Genomic DNA, 18,006 nt, shown 5'->3' on the forward strand with positions numbered 1-18,006 from the left:
ATTTCTGTCCCACTCCCTTAAACTTCGTCATCTTGATTTGATAATTCTACACTTCTATTAACTGCAGAACGTAGACAATCTTCAAAAATACCTTCAATATCATATTCAGATAAGGCATTTAAACCTGCTTGCGTAGTACCGCCTTTAGAAGTAATATTTTTTCTCAGTTGTTCCATGCTCAATTCAGAACGTTCAATCATTTTACTTGTCCCAATAATTAAATTTCTAATTGATTCTTCTACTTGGTCTTTTTCTAAACCTAAACGCGTACCTGCAGTTACGTATTGTTCGAATACATGATATAAAAATGCTGGGCCGCTTCCTGTAATTGCTGTTACTTGGTGTAAATTATCTTCTGATACTTCAATAACAGAGCCAAATGCATTAATTAGTTCATCTACTTCTTCTTTTGAAGAAGGGCCGAAGTTGTTTGAAAAACTTATACCAGTCACCGAATGTCCAACATGTGCATTTGTATTTGGCATTATTCGTGCTACTGGATTTTTTGTATCTAGTAATTCTTGGATATAGCTTATCGGTAAGCCAGCCATAATTGAGATGAATTTATTTTGTTGAGCAATATGTGGTTTTATGCGTTCAGCTAAATTTTCAAAATCATATGGTTTTGTACCTAAAAAAACGTAATCGGCATCAGCAAGTAGGGCGTGGTCATCATAACTATAGTTCACACCTAATTCTTCTGCATATGCTTTTAGTGCACCTTCATTTGATCTGTTCGTTAGATAAATGTCGTTCGACTCAATAACATTTGAGTTTACTATGCCGGTGAATATAGCATGTGCCATATTGCCTGCCCCATAAAATACTAGTTTCATGTAGTTTCAACACTTCCTTATCTTTTGATGTTTCTATACTAACATAGATAATGAATATTCCTAATATTTTCTGTCGATACTTACATATCAATGTCGTTTATCCTATAATTAAATCATTACAAATAAAGGAGCGTTATAATGAGTAGTCAACACTTTGTTTTGACCGGTGCTACGAGTGGTGTAGGGCTATCCTTATTAAAGTTACTGCTACAACAAAAAGTTAGAGTAACTGTATTAGTACGGTCGCCACAAAAATTAACAGCATTAAAAAGTAAAGACGAAGACAATTTATTGCAAATTATAGAATGTGATTTACTTAATATGGATGATATTAATGGATTGCACCAATATTTTCAAAACACCACGATTACTGGCTTAATTTATAGTGCAGGAATGGGTTACTTTAAATCTATATCTGACCATAATGTCCAAGAAATCACTGACACATATAATTTGAATGTAGTCCATTTCAACTTACTATTTAAAGTTTTGCAACCTCATTTAGCTACAAAAGCTACAATTGTCGGTATAGGGAGTCAAGCTAGTCATATTACACAGGCATATGCTGCTCATTATGGTGCTAGCAAAGCTGCTTTTAATCAATTACTCAATGCATTACGTCTCGAGCATCCTAATTACCATGTCATGGTTGTGAATACCGGTCCGATTGATACTGCATTTCATCAAAAAGCTGATCCTTCATTAACATACGCCCAAAAATATCAATCAATAATGCTTGATGCGGATACATTAGCAAAAGATATTATTAATGGTATCATTTGGAAAAAGACAGAAATCAATAAACCTTATTGGATGAATGTATTACTTAAATTTTATAATTTAGCACCTCGTACGTTCGAGCGATTGTTACCTAAATTATTCAAAAACAAACAATAAAAAATGGTCACATCTAAACAAATGATAGTTTACGATGTGACCATAATAATATTTTTATATTAATGGATTGATATTCAAAATATGACTTTTTACTGTAGGTGTTGTGTGTAATTTAAATCTTTTACGCGTTCACGTGCTGCTTTTAATTGATCGACACCAATGGCTTTAGCAGCTTTATAATTTTCAATATTTTCATCTAATTGCTCAACGCTACTTGCACCTACAATAATGGAACCTAACGCATTTTGTGATTGTAAATAGTTAAAAGTTAGTGCTGTCAGGTTATTTTCTACTTCTTTAACAGAAGCGATTGTTTCTCCAAGTTCTTGATAACTATAGTCAAAAATACCGTCAGCAAATTTGTTATCCAACGCTTGATTGCTGTTTGCTGTTAATAATCCTTTAAAAACAGGACCACGTGCTAAAATTTTAACATTATGTGCATGTATTTCATCTACAAGCGCTTCGGGTCTGTTATCAATTAAATTAAATTGAGACATGAGTGTTTCAATGTCACTATGCTCTAAATAATAACGAATAACATTTGGTCGAATAGAAGAAATACCATAAGCTTGAACTATACCTTCTTGCTTTAATTCCTCAAATGCACTTATCGTTTCATCTAACGGATCATCAATTGTGCCTCCGTGCAATTGATAAAGTTGTAGTTCGTCTAAGCCTAATCTGTGTAACGACGTTTTAACAGAAGATTTTATGTGTTTTTTTGATGGATCCCAAAATGTCGAACCATCTTGTTGTAAATGATTACCTACTTTAGTACCTACAACAATATCATCTCTATTTTGGTATTTTTTAAGTGCTTTACCTACGATTTCTTCATTCACACCTTTATCATAAATATCAGCTGTATCAAAATAAGTGATACCATGTTCAATTGCACGTTCAATGATACTTTCAGCATGATCATATGCTGTACCAAGACTCATACAACCTAAACCAATTTCTGATAATTCTATGCCACTTTTTAATATGTTCTTTTGCATGTTAATACTCCTTTCGATACACTAATTAAATAAGATAAAGAGGTGCCATTTAGTCGTTGCAAAACACTGAATAATTAACGTATGACATAATGTAAATATGCCCATGTGTTTATACTACACCTCAATTATCAATAAATTAATCTTAACAATAACTTATACTAATTAAAAGGACAGTGATTACAATGGAACTAAACGAAAAAACAATTGCCAAAACTACGATATATAATGGCAAGATTATAGATTTAGAAGTCCACGATATAGCTTTACCCAACGGACAAACGTCAAAACGTGAACTTGTTAAGCACAATGGCGCTGTTGCAGTATGTGCTATAACACCTAATAATAAAATCATATTAGTGAAGCAATTTAGAAAACCTATAGAAAATACTTTATTAGAAATACCAGCAGGTAAACTAGAACTAAATGAAGACAGAACATCGGCAGCACAACGCGAATTAGAAGAAGAAACTGGTTATATTGCTGACGATTTACAGTTAATCACAGAAATGTATGGTTCTCCAGGGTTTACAAATGAGAAAATATCAATTTATTTTGCTGATAACTTGAGAATTGGTGAAATGAATTTAGATGATGATGAGTTTGTAGAATTACATGAATTATCAATTGAGGAAGCAACCACAAAATTACAAAACGGCGAAATTACAGATGCCAAAACCATTATAGCCATTCAATACCTATTACTTAATTATAATCATTCTAAATAAAAAGTATTTAAACTTGCACATTTTATCAATTATTGGTATTTTATATATGAATCATTATGTAAATTAAAATGATTATAATTATTAGTAGAGGAGTGAGGCTTCCGTGGAAGAACGATTAAATCGCGTGAAGCAACAATTACAACAGTCATCATACAAATTAACTCCACAACGTGAAGCAACTTTAAGAGTTTTAATTGAAAATGAAAAAGATCACTTAAGTGCTGAAGATGTCTATTTAAAAGTAAAAGATAAAGCACCTGAAATAGGTTTAGCAACGGTTTATAGAACATTAGAATTATTAGCCGAATTAAAAGTAGTAGACAAAATTAATTTTGGCGATGGCGTTGCTCGTTTTGATTTACGTAAAGAAGGGGCTAAACATTTTCATCATCATTTAGTTTGTATGGAATGTGGAAAAGTTGAAGAAATTGAAGAAGATTTGTTGCCACAAGTAGAAGAAAAAGTAGAACACGATTTTAACTTTAAAATTTTAGACCACCGATTAACTTTTCACGGTGTGTGTGAAACTTGCCAATCAAAAGAAAAGTAAATCACAACCACTTAAATGTTGAGGTGTGAATATGGAAACAATCAAAGATGAATACTTGAAATTCATACAGTTAGAGAAGGGCTTAAGTAGTAATACTATAGGCGCTTACCGTAGGGACCTAAATAAATACATTACATATCTACAAGATCATAAAATTACACATATAGACTTTGTAGATCGTCAAACTTTACAACAATGTTTAGGTTTTTTGCATGATGAAGGTGCATCAACAAAATCGTTAGCAAGATTTATTTCAACCGTACGTAGCTTTCATCAATTTGCTTTAAGAGAGAAATACGCCGCAAAAGACCCTACAGTTCTTATTGAAACGCCTAAGTATGATCGAAAATTACCTGACGTACTTGCAGAAGATGAAATTTTAAGATTGTTAGATGCTCCAGATTTAAGTAAAAATAATGGCTATCGAGATCGAACGATATTGGAATTATTGTATGCTACTGGTATGCGAGTTACAGAATTAATTGATTTAGAGGTTGAAAATGTTAATTTAATTATGGGATTTGTCAAAGTGTTTGGCAAAGGGGGCAAAGAACGTATTGTCCCTTTAGGAGATACAGTAATTGACTACTTATCTACGTATCTTGAAACAGTTAGACCACAATTGTTAAAAACAACTTTAACTAATACTTTGTTTCTAAATTTACATGGCAAGCCTTTGTCACGCCAAGGTATATGGAAAATGATAAAACAAAACGGCATCAAAGCTAATATTAATAAAACCTTAACTCCTCATACGATGCGCCATTCATTTGCAACGCATCTTTTAGAAAATGGTGCTGATTTACGTGCCGTACAAGAAATGTTAGGTCACTCGGATATATCAACCACACAATTATATACGCACGTGTCAAAATCACAAATTCGTAAAATGTATAATGAATTTCATCCAAGAGCATAACAATTAAAAATCCACAAGCACTGAAAACAGCGCTTGTGGATTTTTAATTGTAACCGTGAAATTTTCGTTGTTGCAAAGCTTGCTTTCTAGCAGCAATTACTTCTGAACGATCACGTTTTATATGATGATGAACAATATAGTCGTCATCAATTACATACGGTGTCACTATATAATTAGGAAATTGTTGGATTATCTGTTGCTCAAACGCAGTGTTAAGAGGTAAATGGACAGGTGCAAAAGGCTGCTCTTGACTCACGTTATCTATCATATTTTGAACTAATGATTTATAGGTAGTTATATCTAAGCCTAAATCTGGTTTAATGTTAACTGAATTTATTACGGACAATGCTTTTATAAATGATCGTTTTGCTCCTATTAAATTGCCTCTACGATAATGGTAACAACCTGTAGAAAATAATATTAAACTTACAATTGCATCATTTTTATTAAAATGGGGATTTTCTTTCCACGCTTCTTCTAAAATATCATGACATAAAAAATAATGTTGTTCAGTATGAAATTGAAAATAAAATAATTTCAATGCTTCTTTCATTTTATATCGCTCCAAAATTTAATCTTCTTCGTAAACATGGTATAATATTTTAGTGAATTACGCACATAACTTGCAATATGAGGTAGATAAAAATGTATGAAGTGAAATTAGATGCTTTTAACGGACCTTTAGATTTGTTATTACATCTTATCCAAAAATTTGAAATAGATATTTATGATATTCCTATGAAGTCTTTAACAGAGCAATATATGCAATATATTCATGCAATGAACCAATTAGAAATCAATGTTGCAAGTGAATATCTCGTTATGGCCTCCGAATTATTAATGATTAAAAGTAAATTATTATTACCACAAACTGAAACAGAAATTGAATTAGAAGATGATCCCCGTGAAGATTTAGTTGGACGTTTGATTGAATACAAAAATTATAAAGAGTATACAGAACTGTTAAACTCTAAAAAAGCAGAACGTACTTGCTATTTTTCAAAACATCCAACTGATTTATCTCATTTAGAGCGCAATGAAACGTGGGATAGCAATCAAACTATTGATTTAACAGAACTTATTATTGCATATCAAAAAGTAAAAAATAGAATCGCTTTTCAAACACCTAAGACTGTAGACATACATAAAGAAACTTTCACAATTCAACAAGCAACAACGCAAGTACAATCAAGATTGCAACAAGAACAGTCATTCAATTTTTTTAGCTTATTTAATTTTACCGAACCCGTAGAAATGGTCGTTACACACTTTTTAGCAATATTGGAAATGTCAAAATCGGGAATTATAAATATAGAACAAATAAAAAGTTTTGAAGATATTCACATTATAAGGGGAGTAAACTATGGCATTAACGGATAAAGGCATCTTAGAAGCCCTGTTATATACAGCTGGTGATGAAGGCCTAGAGACTAAACAACTAATTGAAATTTTGGAAATTACAGAAGATCAATTAACAACGTTAATCAATAATTATGAGTCAGAAGGTCTGATGATTCAAAAATTTGGGACGACATATGTCTTAACAACACAAAAAGCTGCTGCGCATTATATTGAAAAACTAATCGAACAAAAATCAAATATGAAATTATCACAAGCTGCTATGGAAGTGTTGTCTATTATAGCTTACAACCAACCCCTTACACGTGGAGACATTGAAATGATTAGAGGTATTAATTCTGATGGTGCAGTTAAAACACTCATTGCAAGAGGAATCATCGAGGCAAAAGACGAAGATAATTCACGTAGCCAACAACTCTATACTACAGATTTATTTTTAAATGTCTTTGGTTTAGACAGTTTAGAAGCTTTACCTACAACAGATGAAGAAGACGAAGAAATAGAAGAATTTTTCAGTAATTTAGTTAACCAAAAAGGAGAATATAATGAGTAAAGAGTTCGAAAGATTACAAAAACGTATTGCAAATAGTGGTTATACATCACGCCGTAAAGCAGAAACATTAATAGTTGAAGGCAAGGTTAAAGTTAATGGAACAGTAACTGATGAGTTAGGAACGAAAGTAAAACCATCTGACGTCATAGAAGTAGAAGGTATTAAATTAGAGCAAGAAGACAAGCTTTATATTTTATTTTATAAACCATCACAAGTCATAACAAGTGTCTCTGATGATAAAGGCCGTACAGTTGTTACTGATTATTTCAAAGAACTTGATACGCGTATTTATCCAGTAGGCCGATTAGACTATGATACTTCAGGGCTATTATTACTGACAAATGATGGTGAATTTACCAATTTGATGACGCATCCTAGATACAAAATTCAAAAAAAATATGTTGCTAAACTTAAAGGCTACTTAATGCGTGAAGAGGTAAAAGCATTAGAAAAAGGTATTATGCTTGAAGATGGTTTAACTCAACCAGCAATCGTTAAAGTTAAAAATCAAGACAAAGAAAAGAATACAACATTAGTAGAAATTACTATTGCAGAAGGTAGAAATCGCCAAGTAAGACGTATGTTTGAACACTTTGGTCATACAATAAGCAAACTACAAAGAATTGAATTTGGACCGCTCAATTTGAAAGGCTTAAATGCAGGTGAAGGTCGTGTCATGACACCTCATGAAGTTAAAACTATACGTCACATGGCAGAAAACGGCTAATTAATGTGACTAATCTATGACATTAGCAAAATCTTTGAGAAAAACTTCACAAACTTGTTCTGTTTGTGAAGTTTTTCGTTAATTACTGTGATATAATACAATTAAATTATAAAGTAATCATGTGTGGGAGGTATTAAACATGCCAAACGAAATACTCGTCGTAGATGATGAGGATAGAATCAGAAGATTATTAAAATTATACTTAGAAAGAGAATCTTTTGAAATTCATGAAGCGAAAGATGGTAAAGAAGCATTGGAAATGGCTATTCACCATGACTATGCTTGTATCTTATTAGATTTAATGTTGCCAGAAATGGATGGTATAACTGTCGCTTCTCGACTAAGAGAATATAAGGAAACACCTATTATAATGCTTACTGCTAAAGGCGAAGAAACTAATCGTGTTGAAGGCTTTGAATCTGGTGCAGATGATTACATTGTTAAACCATTTTCACCTCGCGAAGTTGTATTACGTGTCAAAGCATTGCTGAGACGTACTCAAGTAGCACACACAGAACAAAGTGAACCACATGCTAAGGATTTGATTGAATTTGATCATCTGGTGATAGATAATGATGCACATCGTGTTTTAGCTGATGACAAAGAAGTGAATTTAACACCTAAAGAGTATGAATTATTAATCTTTCTCGCTAAAACTCCAAATAAAGTTTTTGATCGTGAACAACTATTAAAAGAAGTTTGGCATTATGAATTTTATGGAGATTTACGAACTGTAGATACTCATGTCAAACGTCTTAGAGAGAAATTGAATCGTGTCTCTAACGATGCGGCTCATATGATTCAAACTGTGTGGGGTGTAGGCTATAAATTTGAGGTACAAACAGACAATGAATCGACTGAATAATGTTGTCATAAAACTGTGGTTAACTATTATCTTTATAGTAACGACAGTTTTAATTTTATTAAGTGCCGCTCTCATCACTTTTATTCAATCATACTTCACACAAGAAACTGAAAACTCTTTACTTGAGGACGCTAAACAAATTAGCCAACTTGTCGCAGATTCCGATAATAAAGACATTGCTATTGAACATAGTCGCAAGTTAATTGAAGGACCAGTGGGCTTAATTATTATGCCTGATAAAGACAAAGCACAATCCAATAAAAATCAAATCAAAAAACAAATGTATGAAATTATACAAACAGACAAAGACTATCAACAAGTATTTGATGACGGTAAACAAAAATCTGAACATATTAATATTACCGTTAATGGAAAACAACGTACTTATGTGCTTATTGGCTATCCAACTCAGCATATTAATGGCCAGTCGGACAGTAAATATAGCGGTGTATTCATCTATCAAGACTTAAAAAGTATAGAAGAAACAAATAATGCTATTACTGTCATTATTCTTATTATTGCTGTTATTTTTCTTGCTATTACTACTGTCTTTGCGTTCTTTTTATCTTCAAGAATCACTGAGCCATTAAGACAGTTACAAACACAAGCACTTAAAGTATCACAAGGCGAGTATACCCAAACGCCTCCAGTAAATTCCAAAGATGAAATAGGCGAGCTATCACGCGCATTCAACACAATGAGTTCTGAAATTCGACAACATATCGAGGCCTTATCATCTTCCAAAAATATTAGAGATAGTCTCATTAACTCTATGGTTGAGGGTGTTTTAGGTTTTAATGATAAACGAGAAGTTATTCTGTCTAATGAAATGGCTCGAGATATTATTCACTCTATGGATGAATACAGCTCAGAAAAACTAGATCAACAAAATGAGCGAACATTAAGAAATAAAACGACACAATTTGAAGAATATGAAATTAACACCCGTTATTTTGTTATAATAATGAGTTATATTGAACAAATTCAACCTGATGGCCGCAGTGGTATCGTTGCTATTATTCGTGATATGACTAATGAGCATAATTTAGATCAAATGAAAAAAGATTTTATCGCTAATGTATCACACGAATTACGAACACCAATCTCACTGCTTCAAGGTTATACTGAGTCCATAGTCGACGGTATCGTAACTGAACCTGAAGAAATTAAAGAGTCATTATCTATTGTATTGGATGAAACTAATCGTTTAAACAGATTAGTCAATGAGTTGTTAAATGTTGCACGTATGGATGCAGAAGGTTTAACAGTCGAAAAAGAGCTACATTCTATAGATGAGTTATTAGAAAAAATGCAACAAAAATATAAACAACAAGCAATTGATTTGCAATTAGAAATGTATTTAAATGCTAACACTGGTGGTCAATATTGGTTATTTGATTTAGATCGAATTGAACAAGTACTGACAAACTTAATTGACAATGCTACTCGTTACACTGAACCAGGTGATGTTATTACTATTAATTATGGCGAAACTGACACTGAAGATATCTTATATATCAATGATTCAGGTACAGGTATCGCACCTGAACATTTAAACCAAGTATTCGATCGATTTTATAAAGTTGATACATCTAGAAAGCGTGGTAAACAAGGTACTGGTTTAGGCTTATTTATTTGTAAAATGATTATCGAAGAACATGGTGGTAACATATCAGTAAAAAGCGAACTAGGCGTTGGAACAACGTTTATCATTAAATTACCTAAAGCATAATTAATTATTAATCTATCTTGAGCAATAGTATTGTTTTTAACCGAGTAATAAGCTATGATATATCTATAAAATTTGTATATTCATCTTCGGGGTAGGGTGCAAATCCCAACCGGCAGTAATCAAAGCCTGCGACCCATATTGTTGTTTTTAGACAATATGGCTGATCTAGTGAAAATCTAGAGCCGACAGTAAAGTCTGGATGGGAGAAGATGGAGGATTTAGGCATTTTATTTAGCATTTTTCCTCCTATTCGAAGTAAGATGAATGGAAGGAGAAAACTAAATAATGCGTAATAATCAAAAAAAGCTTATCACTATAAGTATGTTAAGTGCGGTAGCGTTTATTTTAACTTTTTTAAAGTTTCCTATACCATTTCTGCCACCGTATTTAACATTAGATATAAGTGATGTACCTGCACTATTAGCAACTTTCACACTTGGACCTGTAGCAGGTATCATTGTAGAGTTTGTTAAAAATTTACTTAATTTCTTATTTAATATTGGGGATCCAATTGGTCCTATGGCAAACTTTTTTGCAGCAACATCATTTTTAGTGGTTGCTTATCTTGTAGCTAAAAATAAACATAATACTAAATCCTTAATTATTGGATTAATCAGTGGCACAATTGCTATGACGATAGTCTTAAGTATACTCAATTACTTTGTATTGTTGCCACTATATGGCATGATAATGAATTTAACAGACATTATGCATAATTTGAAAATTATTATTGTTTCTGGTGTTATACCATTCAATATTATTAAAGGTATTGTAATTTCAATTATCTTTATCTTATTATATCGTCGTCTTAGTAAAGTGATAGAATCATAAAAAGTGCACGGGATATAAATATTTCTGACTAAAAAATAAACGTCAATTTCTATTAAGAAGATATAGAAATTGACGTTTATTTTAGTTTTATGAAATTTTCTAGCTCGCTGTACTATTTTCTTTCGTATATATATTATCATTTAGGAACACCAAATTTTACTTTATGGTAGTGATTTTGAAATGTGCTGACGCCCGGAGGAATAGTATAAGTGAGAGACTACAGGCTCGAACCATACCCTAGGCAAGCATGCACGATCAAAATCGTAGGTTTTAAATATAAGAGGAGACTGGAACGAATCAATGTTGTGCCAGCCTCCTCTTATTTTGAGAATAAGGATTTACGTCCCATTCTCAATTCTTACCGTGATTGTCAATCGTCATCAACAAGCACTTATTCAAATTTTAAAGCATCCCCATCAAATGGTTCCTCTTCAATTTTAATAGAATCTGTTGGACAACCTTCCAATGCATCTTCCATATCTTCATATAATTCTTCAGGCACTTGCGCTGTGCCTTGGTTGTCATCAAGTATAACATATGCTATACCTTCGTCATCGTAGTCATATATATCAGGGGCAGCGGCGCCACATGCACCACATGCTATACATGTATCCATATCTACTATCGTATATTTAGCCATTTCTTTCGCCTCCTTTGACAAAAATGCTACAATAATATCATACCTAATATTGTAATCATCCCATTTATTTTTTTCAAATGTTTTTGTTTAATAAATAAGAGGAGTAAAACATGTATAATATATTAAATTTTGTGCATTCGCAAGCACATGATTACAAAACTCAAAAAAGCATATTTAATATTATCACAGGCAAAAAGTCTCATCAAACCTTTTTTGATGCTTCTAGCCAACATCTACTATCATTTTATCATAGTTTACCCAACTTAAAATATCAGTCATTCGAGCGAATTTTAACGGAAACTAATGATAATCATACTAATTTAACATTAAAGTGCAACAATAAGCATACCTATGACAGTATGCGTAACACTTTTAATGCCTTACAATTACTTATCCAAACTATTTCGTGTGATATACACAAATTTTATCAATTCACACCAGTATCTCAACAACTACAAGTTCAAAAACAGGTTAAAAAACTATTTAATACTATTAAAAAGCAACAAGAAACAGATAATTTTCTAGCCGAACTACAACAATTGTTGACTGCCATTCATGATACAAACGGTAAAACTTACATACATTATTATTTACAAGGCTATAATGAAAGTATGTATACGCGACAACAAGTTAGTTTAATAGAGAATATCCCACAACATCTTTTAATGGAGTTAGAATACAATGATTTAGTTGAGATGGTTACCCAATTAGAGAATAATTCAAAATATCCATTACTTCATCAACTCGTTTTGCGTCCATCTTTATTAAATAAAACTGAACAAACTTTGCACAGTATACTGGCGCAGCAATCTTTAAATGATATTTTACGAGAGCAAAACGTCAAAATAAATACAATTGAAGATCACCTCATTGAATTATTTATCAAAGGTTATTTATCTGATTATGAAACATATGTAACTACTCAAATGATGGGGGACTTTAGTCACTACTATCCTGAGCATTCAAATGAACGATTGAGAGATATGAAAGCAAGATTTTCTGATTTAAGTTATTTCCAACTTAAACTACTGATTGTCGGTTATCAAAGAGGTGAACTAAATGCTACATAAGGCACTAAAAACTTGGTTTGGTTTTGATCATTTTAATGAAGGACAAGAAGAGATCATTACAAGCGTTTTAAAAAATCAACCTACATTAGGTATTTTACCAACAGGAAGTGGCAAAAGTTTATGTTATCAATTGCCAACTTATATCAAAAGACAACCAACACTTATCGTTTCACCTTTAATATCCTTAATGGATGACCAAGTGAGTCAAATGAAAGCACAAGGAGAATCATCTGTCAGTTGTGTACATTCTGGGATGGACGCTAAAGAAAAACGTCAAAACATCGACAAGTTATCATCTAGTCGCTTTATCTTTTTAAGTCCCGAATTCTTATTACAAGGTACTAATATTAAGCTCATAAAAAATATAAATCTCGGCATGATTGTCTTAGATGAAGCACATTGTCTATCTGAATGGGGCTATGATTTCCGACCTCATTATGCATTAATTAGAAAGGTAACAAAATACTTTCCACAAGCTACATTGTTAGCGTTAACTGCTACAGCTCAACCTTTTTTAATCGATGATTTAAATGATATGTTGGAAACAAAGTTCCATCAAATTAAAACAACTATGAATCGAAATAATATTATGTTGTCTCATAAAAATTTTAGTAACGATGACGAAAAATTAACATGGCTATTACCGTTTATAGAAAATTCTGGGCCCACAATTATTTATGTATCTTCTAAAAAAATGTGTGCCACTCTTGCACATGCTATATATGAACATGGCTTTTTAACTGGAATATATCATGGAGATATGTCTTACCAAGAAAGGCATACTGTTCAACATCAATTTATTAACAATGAAATTCCGGTTATTGTAGCTACGAGCGCTTTTGGTATGGGAATTAATAAAAAAGACATAAGAACTATTATTCATTATCATTTACCAACGAGCCCCTCAAACTATTTACAAGAAATAGGAAGAGCTGGTAGAGATGGTACTTTAAGCCAAGCGATTAGTTTATATCAACCAGACGATAGTTTCTTATTAGAAACCTTGTTGTTTACTGACGCCATATCAGAAAATGATATTCAATTATTTGAACTTGGTGAATTAATTGATATGAATAAGCATGAAATATTAACAGTGTTAAATGAAATATATACAATCCAAACGCTTAAACGTATCTTTAACACAGTATTTCGACGAAAACAGTTAAGCTATTATAGAATGCTTGGTTATATAAATCTTGATCAATGTCGAAGAAAATACTTACTAGAATTTTTTGGTGAGTCATTTATTAACAAGCCCACTTATTGTTGCGATATAGACAGTGAAGAATTAGACCTAAAACAATTAAATAGAAAAAAAGTAAAACGAAAAATGGATTATTTAGAAAAATTACAAAGTTTGTTCAAATAAATGAGTAATTGCTTTACTTCACTTTTTTAATCAAGCTATAATAAAGCATATAACAAGTATAATTTTATTTTCATTAAATTGTTATACATATCTACCATTGTATAGGGTATAGCTTTGTATGCAAAAAAGCAAAAGGAAGGATGAGCGGTTTGTCTAATAATAATTTTAAAGATGATTTCGAAAAAAATCGTCAATCTATTGACCCGAAAGAACATCTAGATACAGATAAAGCGAAAGGTTCTGTAGACAATGAAACGGAAAAAGTCACAGATAAGGCTGACGAGCAATTTCCACCAAGAAATTCACAGCGTAGACAACGTAGTCGTAGTACTGCTACAAATCAACCAAATTCAGAACAAGACACTGTGAATCAAGAAGATCATGATGAACAACATCCTACAACAGACAACAACGATTCAGATGTAGAACGTCAACATGATGAACATGATACTGACCGTGATGCGCAACAGGACTCAAACAATGAGCCTGATTCACAAGATGAATCAAGTAACAACAAGAAAAAAGGGGCCGCTGTTGCAGGTAGTGCTGCTGCTGTTGGCGGAGGTGCATACGCTGCCAAAAAACATCATGACAACAATCAAGAAGGACAACACGATGATGCTCAATCACATGATGATAGTGATAAACAGCAAGATCAAGAGAACAAGCAGGTAGATGATCAGCAGCAAAATGATGACAATGACACCAATAATGATTCTAAAAATCATAAAGGTAAGAAAGCTGGTGCTGCAGCCGCTGCAGGTGCAGGTGCGGGAGCTGCTGGTGTAGCTGGTGCGAAATCACATGATAAAGATAACAGCAAACAACAAGAATCAAACAAAAATGAATCAAAAGATGGAAAAGGTAAGAAAGCCGGTGCAGCCGCTGCAGGTGCTGGTGCTGCGGGTGGTGCTGCTGCCGCTTCCAAAGCTTCACATTCTGGTGGTAATGGAGGCAATGGCTCCGGTGGCAATGGTGGCAACGGATCCGGTGATAATAGTCAACATGATAACGACGGCAAGAAGAAAAAAGGACTACTTGGTAAATTATTGCCTATACTTGCCGCGATATTAATTTTAGCAGCTATTGCTATTTTTGCAGGAATGGCTTTAACTGGTAACAATGATGATGGTAATAGCGATAACGACAATAAAGCTTCAAATAAATCAGACGATAAAGATAAAAATGCTGATGACAAAGACAATAGCAAAGATAAAGACAAAGCTTCAGATAGTGAAAATGACAATGATTCAAACAACGAACAATCATCAGACGAAAACAATAATGGTGATAACGCAACATCTGATGATTCTAATGCTAATGATTCAGCTAACAACTCAAGCAATTCAAGTGACTCAAGCAACTCACAATCATCAGACCAAGATGGTCAAAGTACTGCTAACACTAGTGGCGAAAATACTAGCGATGCTAGTAATGCTGGTAGTTCTTCTGATCAAAATAGTCAAAGTCAATCACAACAAAGTCAGCAAAGCTCTGATAATCAACAATCAGATCAAGCAAACAGTAATACGTCCGATTCTACAGACGATAGTAGTCAAGCCACAAACAATGATTCACAAGGTCAACGTACACATGTTGTAAATGGTCAAAACTTATATCGTATTGCTATTCAATATTACGGTGAAGGCTCACCAGAAAATGTTGAAAAAATTAGAGAAGCTAATGGTATCTCAGGCAATGACATTCATAATGGTCAACGTCTAGTAATACCTCAATAATGAAAATGAAAGACCGAGCAGTAATTGCTCGGTTTTTTTTGTGCAATTTTAATATAAGTTTTATAAAAATTCAGCGACTTGCAACACAATTTCAATTCGATTATTTGGATTTTTCTATACTATTGGTATAATATATTAGTGGTTAAAGGAGGCAGACAATAATGCAAACTGTAGAAAGCATAATTATCGGTGGTGGCCCATGTGGTTTAAGTGCCGCAATCGAACAAAAGAAAAAAGGAATCGAAACATTAGTAATAGAGAAAGGTAATGTTGTAGAAGCTATTTATAATTATCCTACACATCAAACATTTTTCTCATCCAGTGATAAATTAAGTATTGGTGATATTCCTTTTATTGTAGAAGAAAGTAAACCACGTAGAAACCAAGCATTGGTTTATTATAGAGAAGTAGTAAAACATCATCAACTTAATATTAATCCTTTTGAAGAAGTATTAACTGTTAAAAAAATCAATAATCGTTTTACTATTACAACAACTAAGGATGTATATCAGTGTCGCTTTTTAACTGTCGCAACAGGTTACTATGGCCAACATAACCAGTTAGAAGTTGAAGGTGCAGAATTGCCTAAAGTAAATCACTACTTTAAAGAAGCTCATCCTTACTTTGGACAAAACGTTGTTATTATTGGTGGGAAAAACTCTGCGGTTGATGCGGCTTTAGAATTAGAAAAAGCGGGCGCACACGTTACCGTTTTATATCGAGGTCAAGATTATCCTAATGCTATTAAACCTTGGATATTACCAAACTTTGAATCATTAGTGAGAAACGAAAAAATCAATATGGTATTTAATGCTCAAGTAACCAAAATTACAGAAACATCTGTTCAATATGAAAACGATGGTCACACATATGAAATTCCAAATGATTACGTCTTTGCAATGATTGGATATCATCCCGATTATACTTTCTTACAATCTATTGGTATCGATATTAATACTAATGAGTTTGGTACTGCTCCCGTATATAACAAAGAAACATTTGAAACAAATGTAATCAATTGTTTTATCGCCGGTGTGATTGCAGCAGGAAATGATGCAAATACAATATTTATTGAAAATGGTAAATACCACGGCGGTATAATTACTCAAAGTATTTTAACTAAAAAGCAAACACCTTTAGAATCTTAAAAAAAGCTAGTGTCTTATAATATATAGACACTAGCTTTTTTATTATAATTGTGATTCAAAATATTTCTTTAATTGTTCATAAGACAAATTATTACTTAAGCCAACTAATAATTTCAACCTAGCTTTAGGACCGTTTAGACCATTTGAGAAAATAACACCTTTTTGTTCTAATGTTGCTCCGCCACCTTCATATGCATAAATGGGGCCGACTATACCATTAAAGGAACGAGAAACTAATACAATTGGAATGTTTTTAGCTAAACATTGTTGCAAACCTTCTAAACATGTAGGAGGTAAATTACCTTGTCCTAATGCCTCAATGATAATTCCATCAACATTTTCGTTACTATAAAATGATAACACATCACTTTTCATTCCCATATAAGCTTTGATTAGAGGAATATTGAGTTCAGCATTAATATTATTTAAGATCATATGGTCATATGGGCGATGATGAAACTGAACACTATTTTTAGTAATAACACCTAATGGACCGTGGTTAGGACTTTGGAACGTATTAGTATTAGATGTGTGTGTCTTTGTCACGTTTCTTGCAGTATGAATCTCATCATTAAAGACAACCATAACACCATTATTTGCTGCTTCATCTGTAGATGCAACTCGAATAGCGGAAATAAAATTATATAAACCGTCTGAACCTATTTCATTTGATGAGCGCATTGCTCCAGTAATCACAACTGGTTGTGTTATATCCATTGACAAATCTAGCAAATAGGCAGTTTCTTCTAATGTATCAGTGCCGTGAGTAATTACATAACCATCATATTCATGTATACTGTGTGCTTCTTCAATTATTTGTTTCAATTGTTGGATATGATGAATTTGCATATGTGGTGATGGTACATTCATTGGGGTTATTTCGGTTACATCTGCATACTTTTCAATTACCTCTACGTGATTTGATATTGGATTATTAGCATTGGTAACAACTTGATTTGACTCATCTTGCGACATACTAATAGTACCGCCTGTATGGATGACAAGAAGATTTTTCATGACTGCATTCCTCCTATTTATAAAC

19 protein-coding genes and 1 riboswitch are annotated in these 18,006 nt (G+C 32.7%); of the genes, 14 read left to right on the forward strand and 5 right to left on the reverse strand.

Annotation, left to right across the window (positions count from 1 at the left end):
• Positions 1-17 precede the first annotated feature (17 nt).
• The gene (proC, locus tag JVU85_RS01905; protein WP_002511209.1) at positions 18-836 is read right to left on the reverse strand and encodes a pyrroline-5-carboxylate reductase; all 819 of its coding nucleotides are present in this window, start codon (positions 834-836) and stop codon (positions 18-20) included.
• Between the two features lie 138 nt (positions 837-974).
• On the opposite strand from proC, the gene JVU85_RS01910 reads away from it, so the two are divergent.
• The gene (locus tag JVU85_RS01910; protein ID WP_002511208.1) at positions 975-1,733 is read left to right on the forward strand and encodes an SDR family NAD(P)-dependent oxidoreductase; all 759 of its coding nucleotides are present in this window, start codon (positions 975-977) and stop codon (positions 1,731-1,733) included.
• A gap of 89 nt (positions 1,734-1,822) precedes the next feature.
• Here JVU85_RS01910 and JVU85_RS01915 read toward each other — a convergent pair whose 3' ends face one another.
• On the reverse strand, positions 1,823-2,737 hold the full coding sequence (locus JVU85_RS01915) for an aldo/keto reductase (protein WP_204171444.1): 915 nt from the start codon (positions 2,735-2,737) through the stop codon (positions 1,823-1,825).
• Between the two features lie 182 nt (positions 2,738-2,919).
• Between JVU85_RS01915 and JVU85_RS01920 the strand changes: the two genes are divergently transcribed.
• From JVU85_RS01920 to xerD, 3 genes are all read left to right on the forward strand, one after another.
• A complete protein-coding gene (locus JVU85_RS01920; protein ID WP_002511206.1) occupies positions 2,920-3,462 on the forward strand; it encodes an NUDIX hydrolase in 543 nt (180 codons plus the stop codon).
• Positions 3,463-3,565: 103 nt separating this feature from the next.
• Positions 3,566-4,012, forward strand: coding sequence for a ferric iron uptake transcriptional regulator (fur, locus tag JVU85_RS01925; RefSeq protein ID WP_002511205.1), 447 nt, complete (start codon positions 3,566-3,568; stop codon positions 4,010-4,012).
• A gap of 31 nt (positions 4,013-4,043) precedes the next feature.
• On the forward strand, positions 4,044-4,931 hold the full coding sequence (xerD, locus tag JVU85_RS01930; protein WP_204171445.1) for a site-specific tyrosine recombinase XerD: 888 nt from the start codon (positions 4,044-4,046) through the stop codon (positions 4,929-4,931).
• Between the two features lie 43 nt (positions 4,932-4,974).
• On the opposite strand, the gene JVU85_RS01935 is transcribed toward xerD, so the two are convergent.
• A complete protein-coding gene (locus JVU85_RS01935; protein WP_002511203.1) occupies positions 4,975-5,484 on the reverse strand; it encodes a DUF309 domain-containing protein in 510 nt (169 codons plus the stop codon).
• Between the two features lie 92 nt (positions 5,485-5,576).
• Here JVU85_RS01935 and JVU85_RS01940 point away from each other — a divergent pair, with 92 nt between their 5' ends.
• From JVU85_RS01940 to JVU85_RS01965, 6 genes are all read left to right on the forward strand, one after another.
• A complete protein-coding gene (locus tag JVU85_RS01940) occupies positions 5,577-6,311 on the forward strand; it encodes a segregation and condensation protein A (protein WP_204171446.1) in 735 nt (244 codons plus the stop codon).
• Positions 6,295-6,843, forward strand: coding sequence for an SMC-Scp complex subunit ScpB (gene scpB, locus JVU85_RS01945; protein WP_021458759.1), 549 nt, complete (start codon positions 6,295-6,297; stop codon positions 6,841-6,843). The genes JVU85_RS01940 and scpB overlap by 17 nt, the downstream gene beginning before the upstream one ends.
• Positions 6,836-7,570 carry a pseudouridine synthase gene (locus JVU85_RS01950; RefSeq protein WP_002511200.1) on the forward strand — a complete coding sequence of 245 codons (735 nt, stop codon included), beginning with the start codon at positions 6,836-6,838 and terminating at the stop codon, positions 7,568-7,570. Before scpB ends, JVU85_RS01950 begins: the two co-directional genes overlap by 8 nt.
• Positions 7,571-7,709: 139 nt before the next feature.
• Complete coding sequence (locus JVU85_RS01955) at positions 7,710-8,435, forward strand: response regulator (RefSeq protein ID WP_021458761.1); 726 nt, start codon at positions 7,710-7,712, stop codon at positions 8,433-8,435.
• Positions 8,419-10,167: an ATP-binding protein gene (locus JVU85_RS01960; protein WP_103387881.1), complete on the forward strand. Its 1,749-nt coding sequence runs from the start codon at positions 8,419-8,421 to the stop codon at positions 10,165-10,167. The genes JVU85_RS01955 and JVU85_RS01960 overlap by 17 nt, the downstream gene beginning before the upstream one ends.
• 78 nt (positions 10,168-10,245) lie before the next feature.
• Positions 10,246-10,382: riboswitch (FMN riboswitch) on the forward strand.
• Positions 10,383-10,452: 70 nt separating this feature from the next.
• Positions 10,453-10,998: an ECF transporter S component gene (locus JVU85_RS01965; protein WP_002511196.1), complete on the forward strand. Its 546-nt coding sequence runs from the start codon at positions 10,453-10,455 to the stop codon at positions 10,996-10,998.
• A 391-nt stretch (positions 10,999-11,389) separates the two neighbouring features.
• Here JVU85_RS01965 and JVU85_RS01970 read toward each other — a convergent pair whose 3' ends face one another.
• The gene (locus tag JVU85_RS01970) at positions 11,390-11,638 is read right to left on the reverse strand and encodes a ferredoxin (protein ID WP_021458763.1); all 249 of its coding nucleotides are present in this window, start codon (positions 11,636-11,638) and stop codon (positions 11,390-11,392) included.
• 110 nt (positions 11,639-11,748) lie between these two features.
• Between JVU85_RS01970 and JVU85_RS01975 the strand changes: the two genes are divergently transcribed.
• From JVU85_RS01975 to ypdA, 4 genes are all read left to right on the forward strand, one after another.
• On the forward strand, positions 11,749-12,708 hold the full coding sequence (locus JVU85_RS01975) for a helix-turn-helix domain-containing protein (RefSeq protein ID WP_204171448.1): 960 nt from the start codon (positions 11,749-11,751) through the stop codon (positions 12,706-12,708).
• Entirely contained in the window at positions 12,698-14,077 is a 1,380-nt protein-coding gene (locus JVU85_RS01980) for a RecQ family ATP-dependent DNA helicase (RefSeq protein WP_204171449.1), read from the forward strand. The genes JVU85_RS01975 and JVU85_RS01980 overlap by 11 nt, the downstream gene beginning before the upstream one ends.
• A 140-nt stretch (positions 14,078-14,217) precedes the next feature.
• A complete protein-coding gene (locus tag JVU85_RS01985; protein WP_239441158.1) occupies positions 14,218-15,816 on the forward strand; it encodes a LysM peptidoglycan-binding domain-containing protein in 1,599 nt (532 codons plus the stop codon).
• Positions 15,817-15,977: 161 nt separating this feature from the next.
• Positions 15,978-16,964: a bacillithiol disulfide reductase YpdA gene (gene ypdA / locus JVU85_RS01990; RefSeq protein ID WP_204171451.1), complete on the forward strand. Its 987-nt coding sequence runs from the start codon at positions 15,978-15,980 to the stop codon at positions 16,962-16,964.
• 42 nt (positions 16,965-17,006) lie between these two features.
• On the opposite strand, the gene JVU85_RS01995 is transcribed toward ypdA, so the two are convergent.
• Positions 17,007-17,981: an asparaginase gene (locus tag JVU85_RS01995; protein ID WP_204171452.1), complete on the reverse strand. Its 975-nt coding sequence runs from the start codon at positions 17,979-17,981 to the stop codon at positions 17,007-17,009.
• Positions 17,982-18,006 lie beyond the last annotated feature (25 nt).

Source organism: Staphylococcus sp. GDY8P72P (assembly GCF_016890655.1).
Classification (GTDB): Bacteria; Bacillota; Bacilli; order Staphylococcales; family Staphylococcaceae; genus Staphylococcus; species Staphylococcus arlettae.

Excerpts from the sequence above, each read along its gene's own strand:
- proC (WP_002511209.1), bottom strand. The coding sequence starts at position 836 with ATGAAACTAGTATTTTATGGGGCAGGCAATATGGCACATGCTATATTC.
- JVU85_RS01910 (WP_002511208.1), top strand. The coding sequence starts at position 975 with ATGAGTAGTCAACACTTTGTTTTGACCGGTGCTACGAGTGGTGTAGGG.
- JVU85_RS01915 (WP_204171444.1), bottom strand. The coding sequence starts at position 2,737 with ATGCAAAAGAACATATTAAAAAGTGGCATAGAATTATCAGAAATTGGT.
- JVU85_RS01920 (WP_002511206.1), top strand. The coding sequence starts at position 2,920 with ATGGAACTAAACGAAAAAACAATTGCCAAAACTACGATATATAATGGC.
- xerD (WP_204171445.1), top strand. The coding sequence starts at position 4,044 with ATGGAAACAATCAAAGATGAATACTTGAAATTCATACAGTTAGAGAAG.
- JVU85_RS01935 (WP_002511203.1), bottom strand. The coding sequence starts at position 5,484 with ATGAAAGAAGCATTGAAATTATTTTATTTTCAATTTCATACTGAACAA.
- JVU85_RS01940 (WP_204171446.1), top strand. The coding sequence starts at position 5,577 with ATGTATGAAGTGAAATTAGATGCTTTTAACGGACCTTTAGATTTGTTA.
- scpB (WP_021458759.1), top strand. The coding sequence starts at position 6,295 with ATGGCATTAACGGATAAAGGCATCTTAGAAGCCCTGTTATATACAGCT.
- JVU85_RS01950 (WP_002511200.1), top strand. The coding sequence starts at position 6,836 with ATGAGTAAAGAGTTCGAAAGATTACAAAAACGTATTGCAAATAGTGGT.
- JVU85_RS01955 (WP_021458761.1), top strand. The coding sequence starts at position 7,710 with ATGCCAAACGAAATACTCGTCGTAGATGATGAGGATAGAATCAGAAGA.
- JVU85_RS01960 (WP_103387881.1), top strand. The coding sequence starts at position 8,419 with ATGAATCGACTGAATAATGTTGTCATAAAACTGTGGTTAACTATTATC.
- JVU85_RS01965 (WP_002511196.1), top strand. The coding sequence starts at position 10,453 with ATGCGTAATAATCAAAAAAAGCTTATCACTATAAGTATGTTAAGTGCG.
- JVU85_RS01970 (WP_021458763.1), bottom strand. The coding sequence starts at position 11,638 with ATGGCTAAATATACGATAGTAGATATGGATACATGTATAGCATGTGGT.
- JVU85_RS01975 (WP_204171448.1), top strand. The coding sequence starts at position 11,749 with ATGTATAATATATTAAATTTTGTGCATTCGCAAGCACATGATTACAAA.
- JVU85_RS01980 (WP_204171449.1), top strand. The coding sequence starts at position 12,698 with ATGCTACATAAGGCACTAAAAACTTGGTTTGGTTTTGATCATTTTAAT.
- JVU85_RS01985 (WP_239441158.1), top strand. The coding sequence starts at position 14,218 with ATGAGCGGTTTGTCTAATAATAATTTTAAAGATGATTTCGAAAAAAAT.
- ypdA (WP_204171451.1), top strand. The coding sequence starts at position 15,978 with ATGCAAACTGTAGAAAGCATAATTATCGGTGGTGGCCCATGTGGTTTA.
- JVU85_RS01995 (WP_204171452.1), bottom strand. The coding sequence starts at position 17,981 with ATGAAAAATCTTCTTGTCATCCATACAGGCGGTACTATTAGTATGTCG.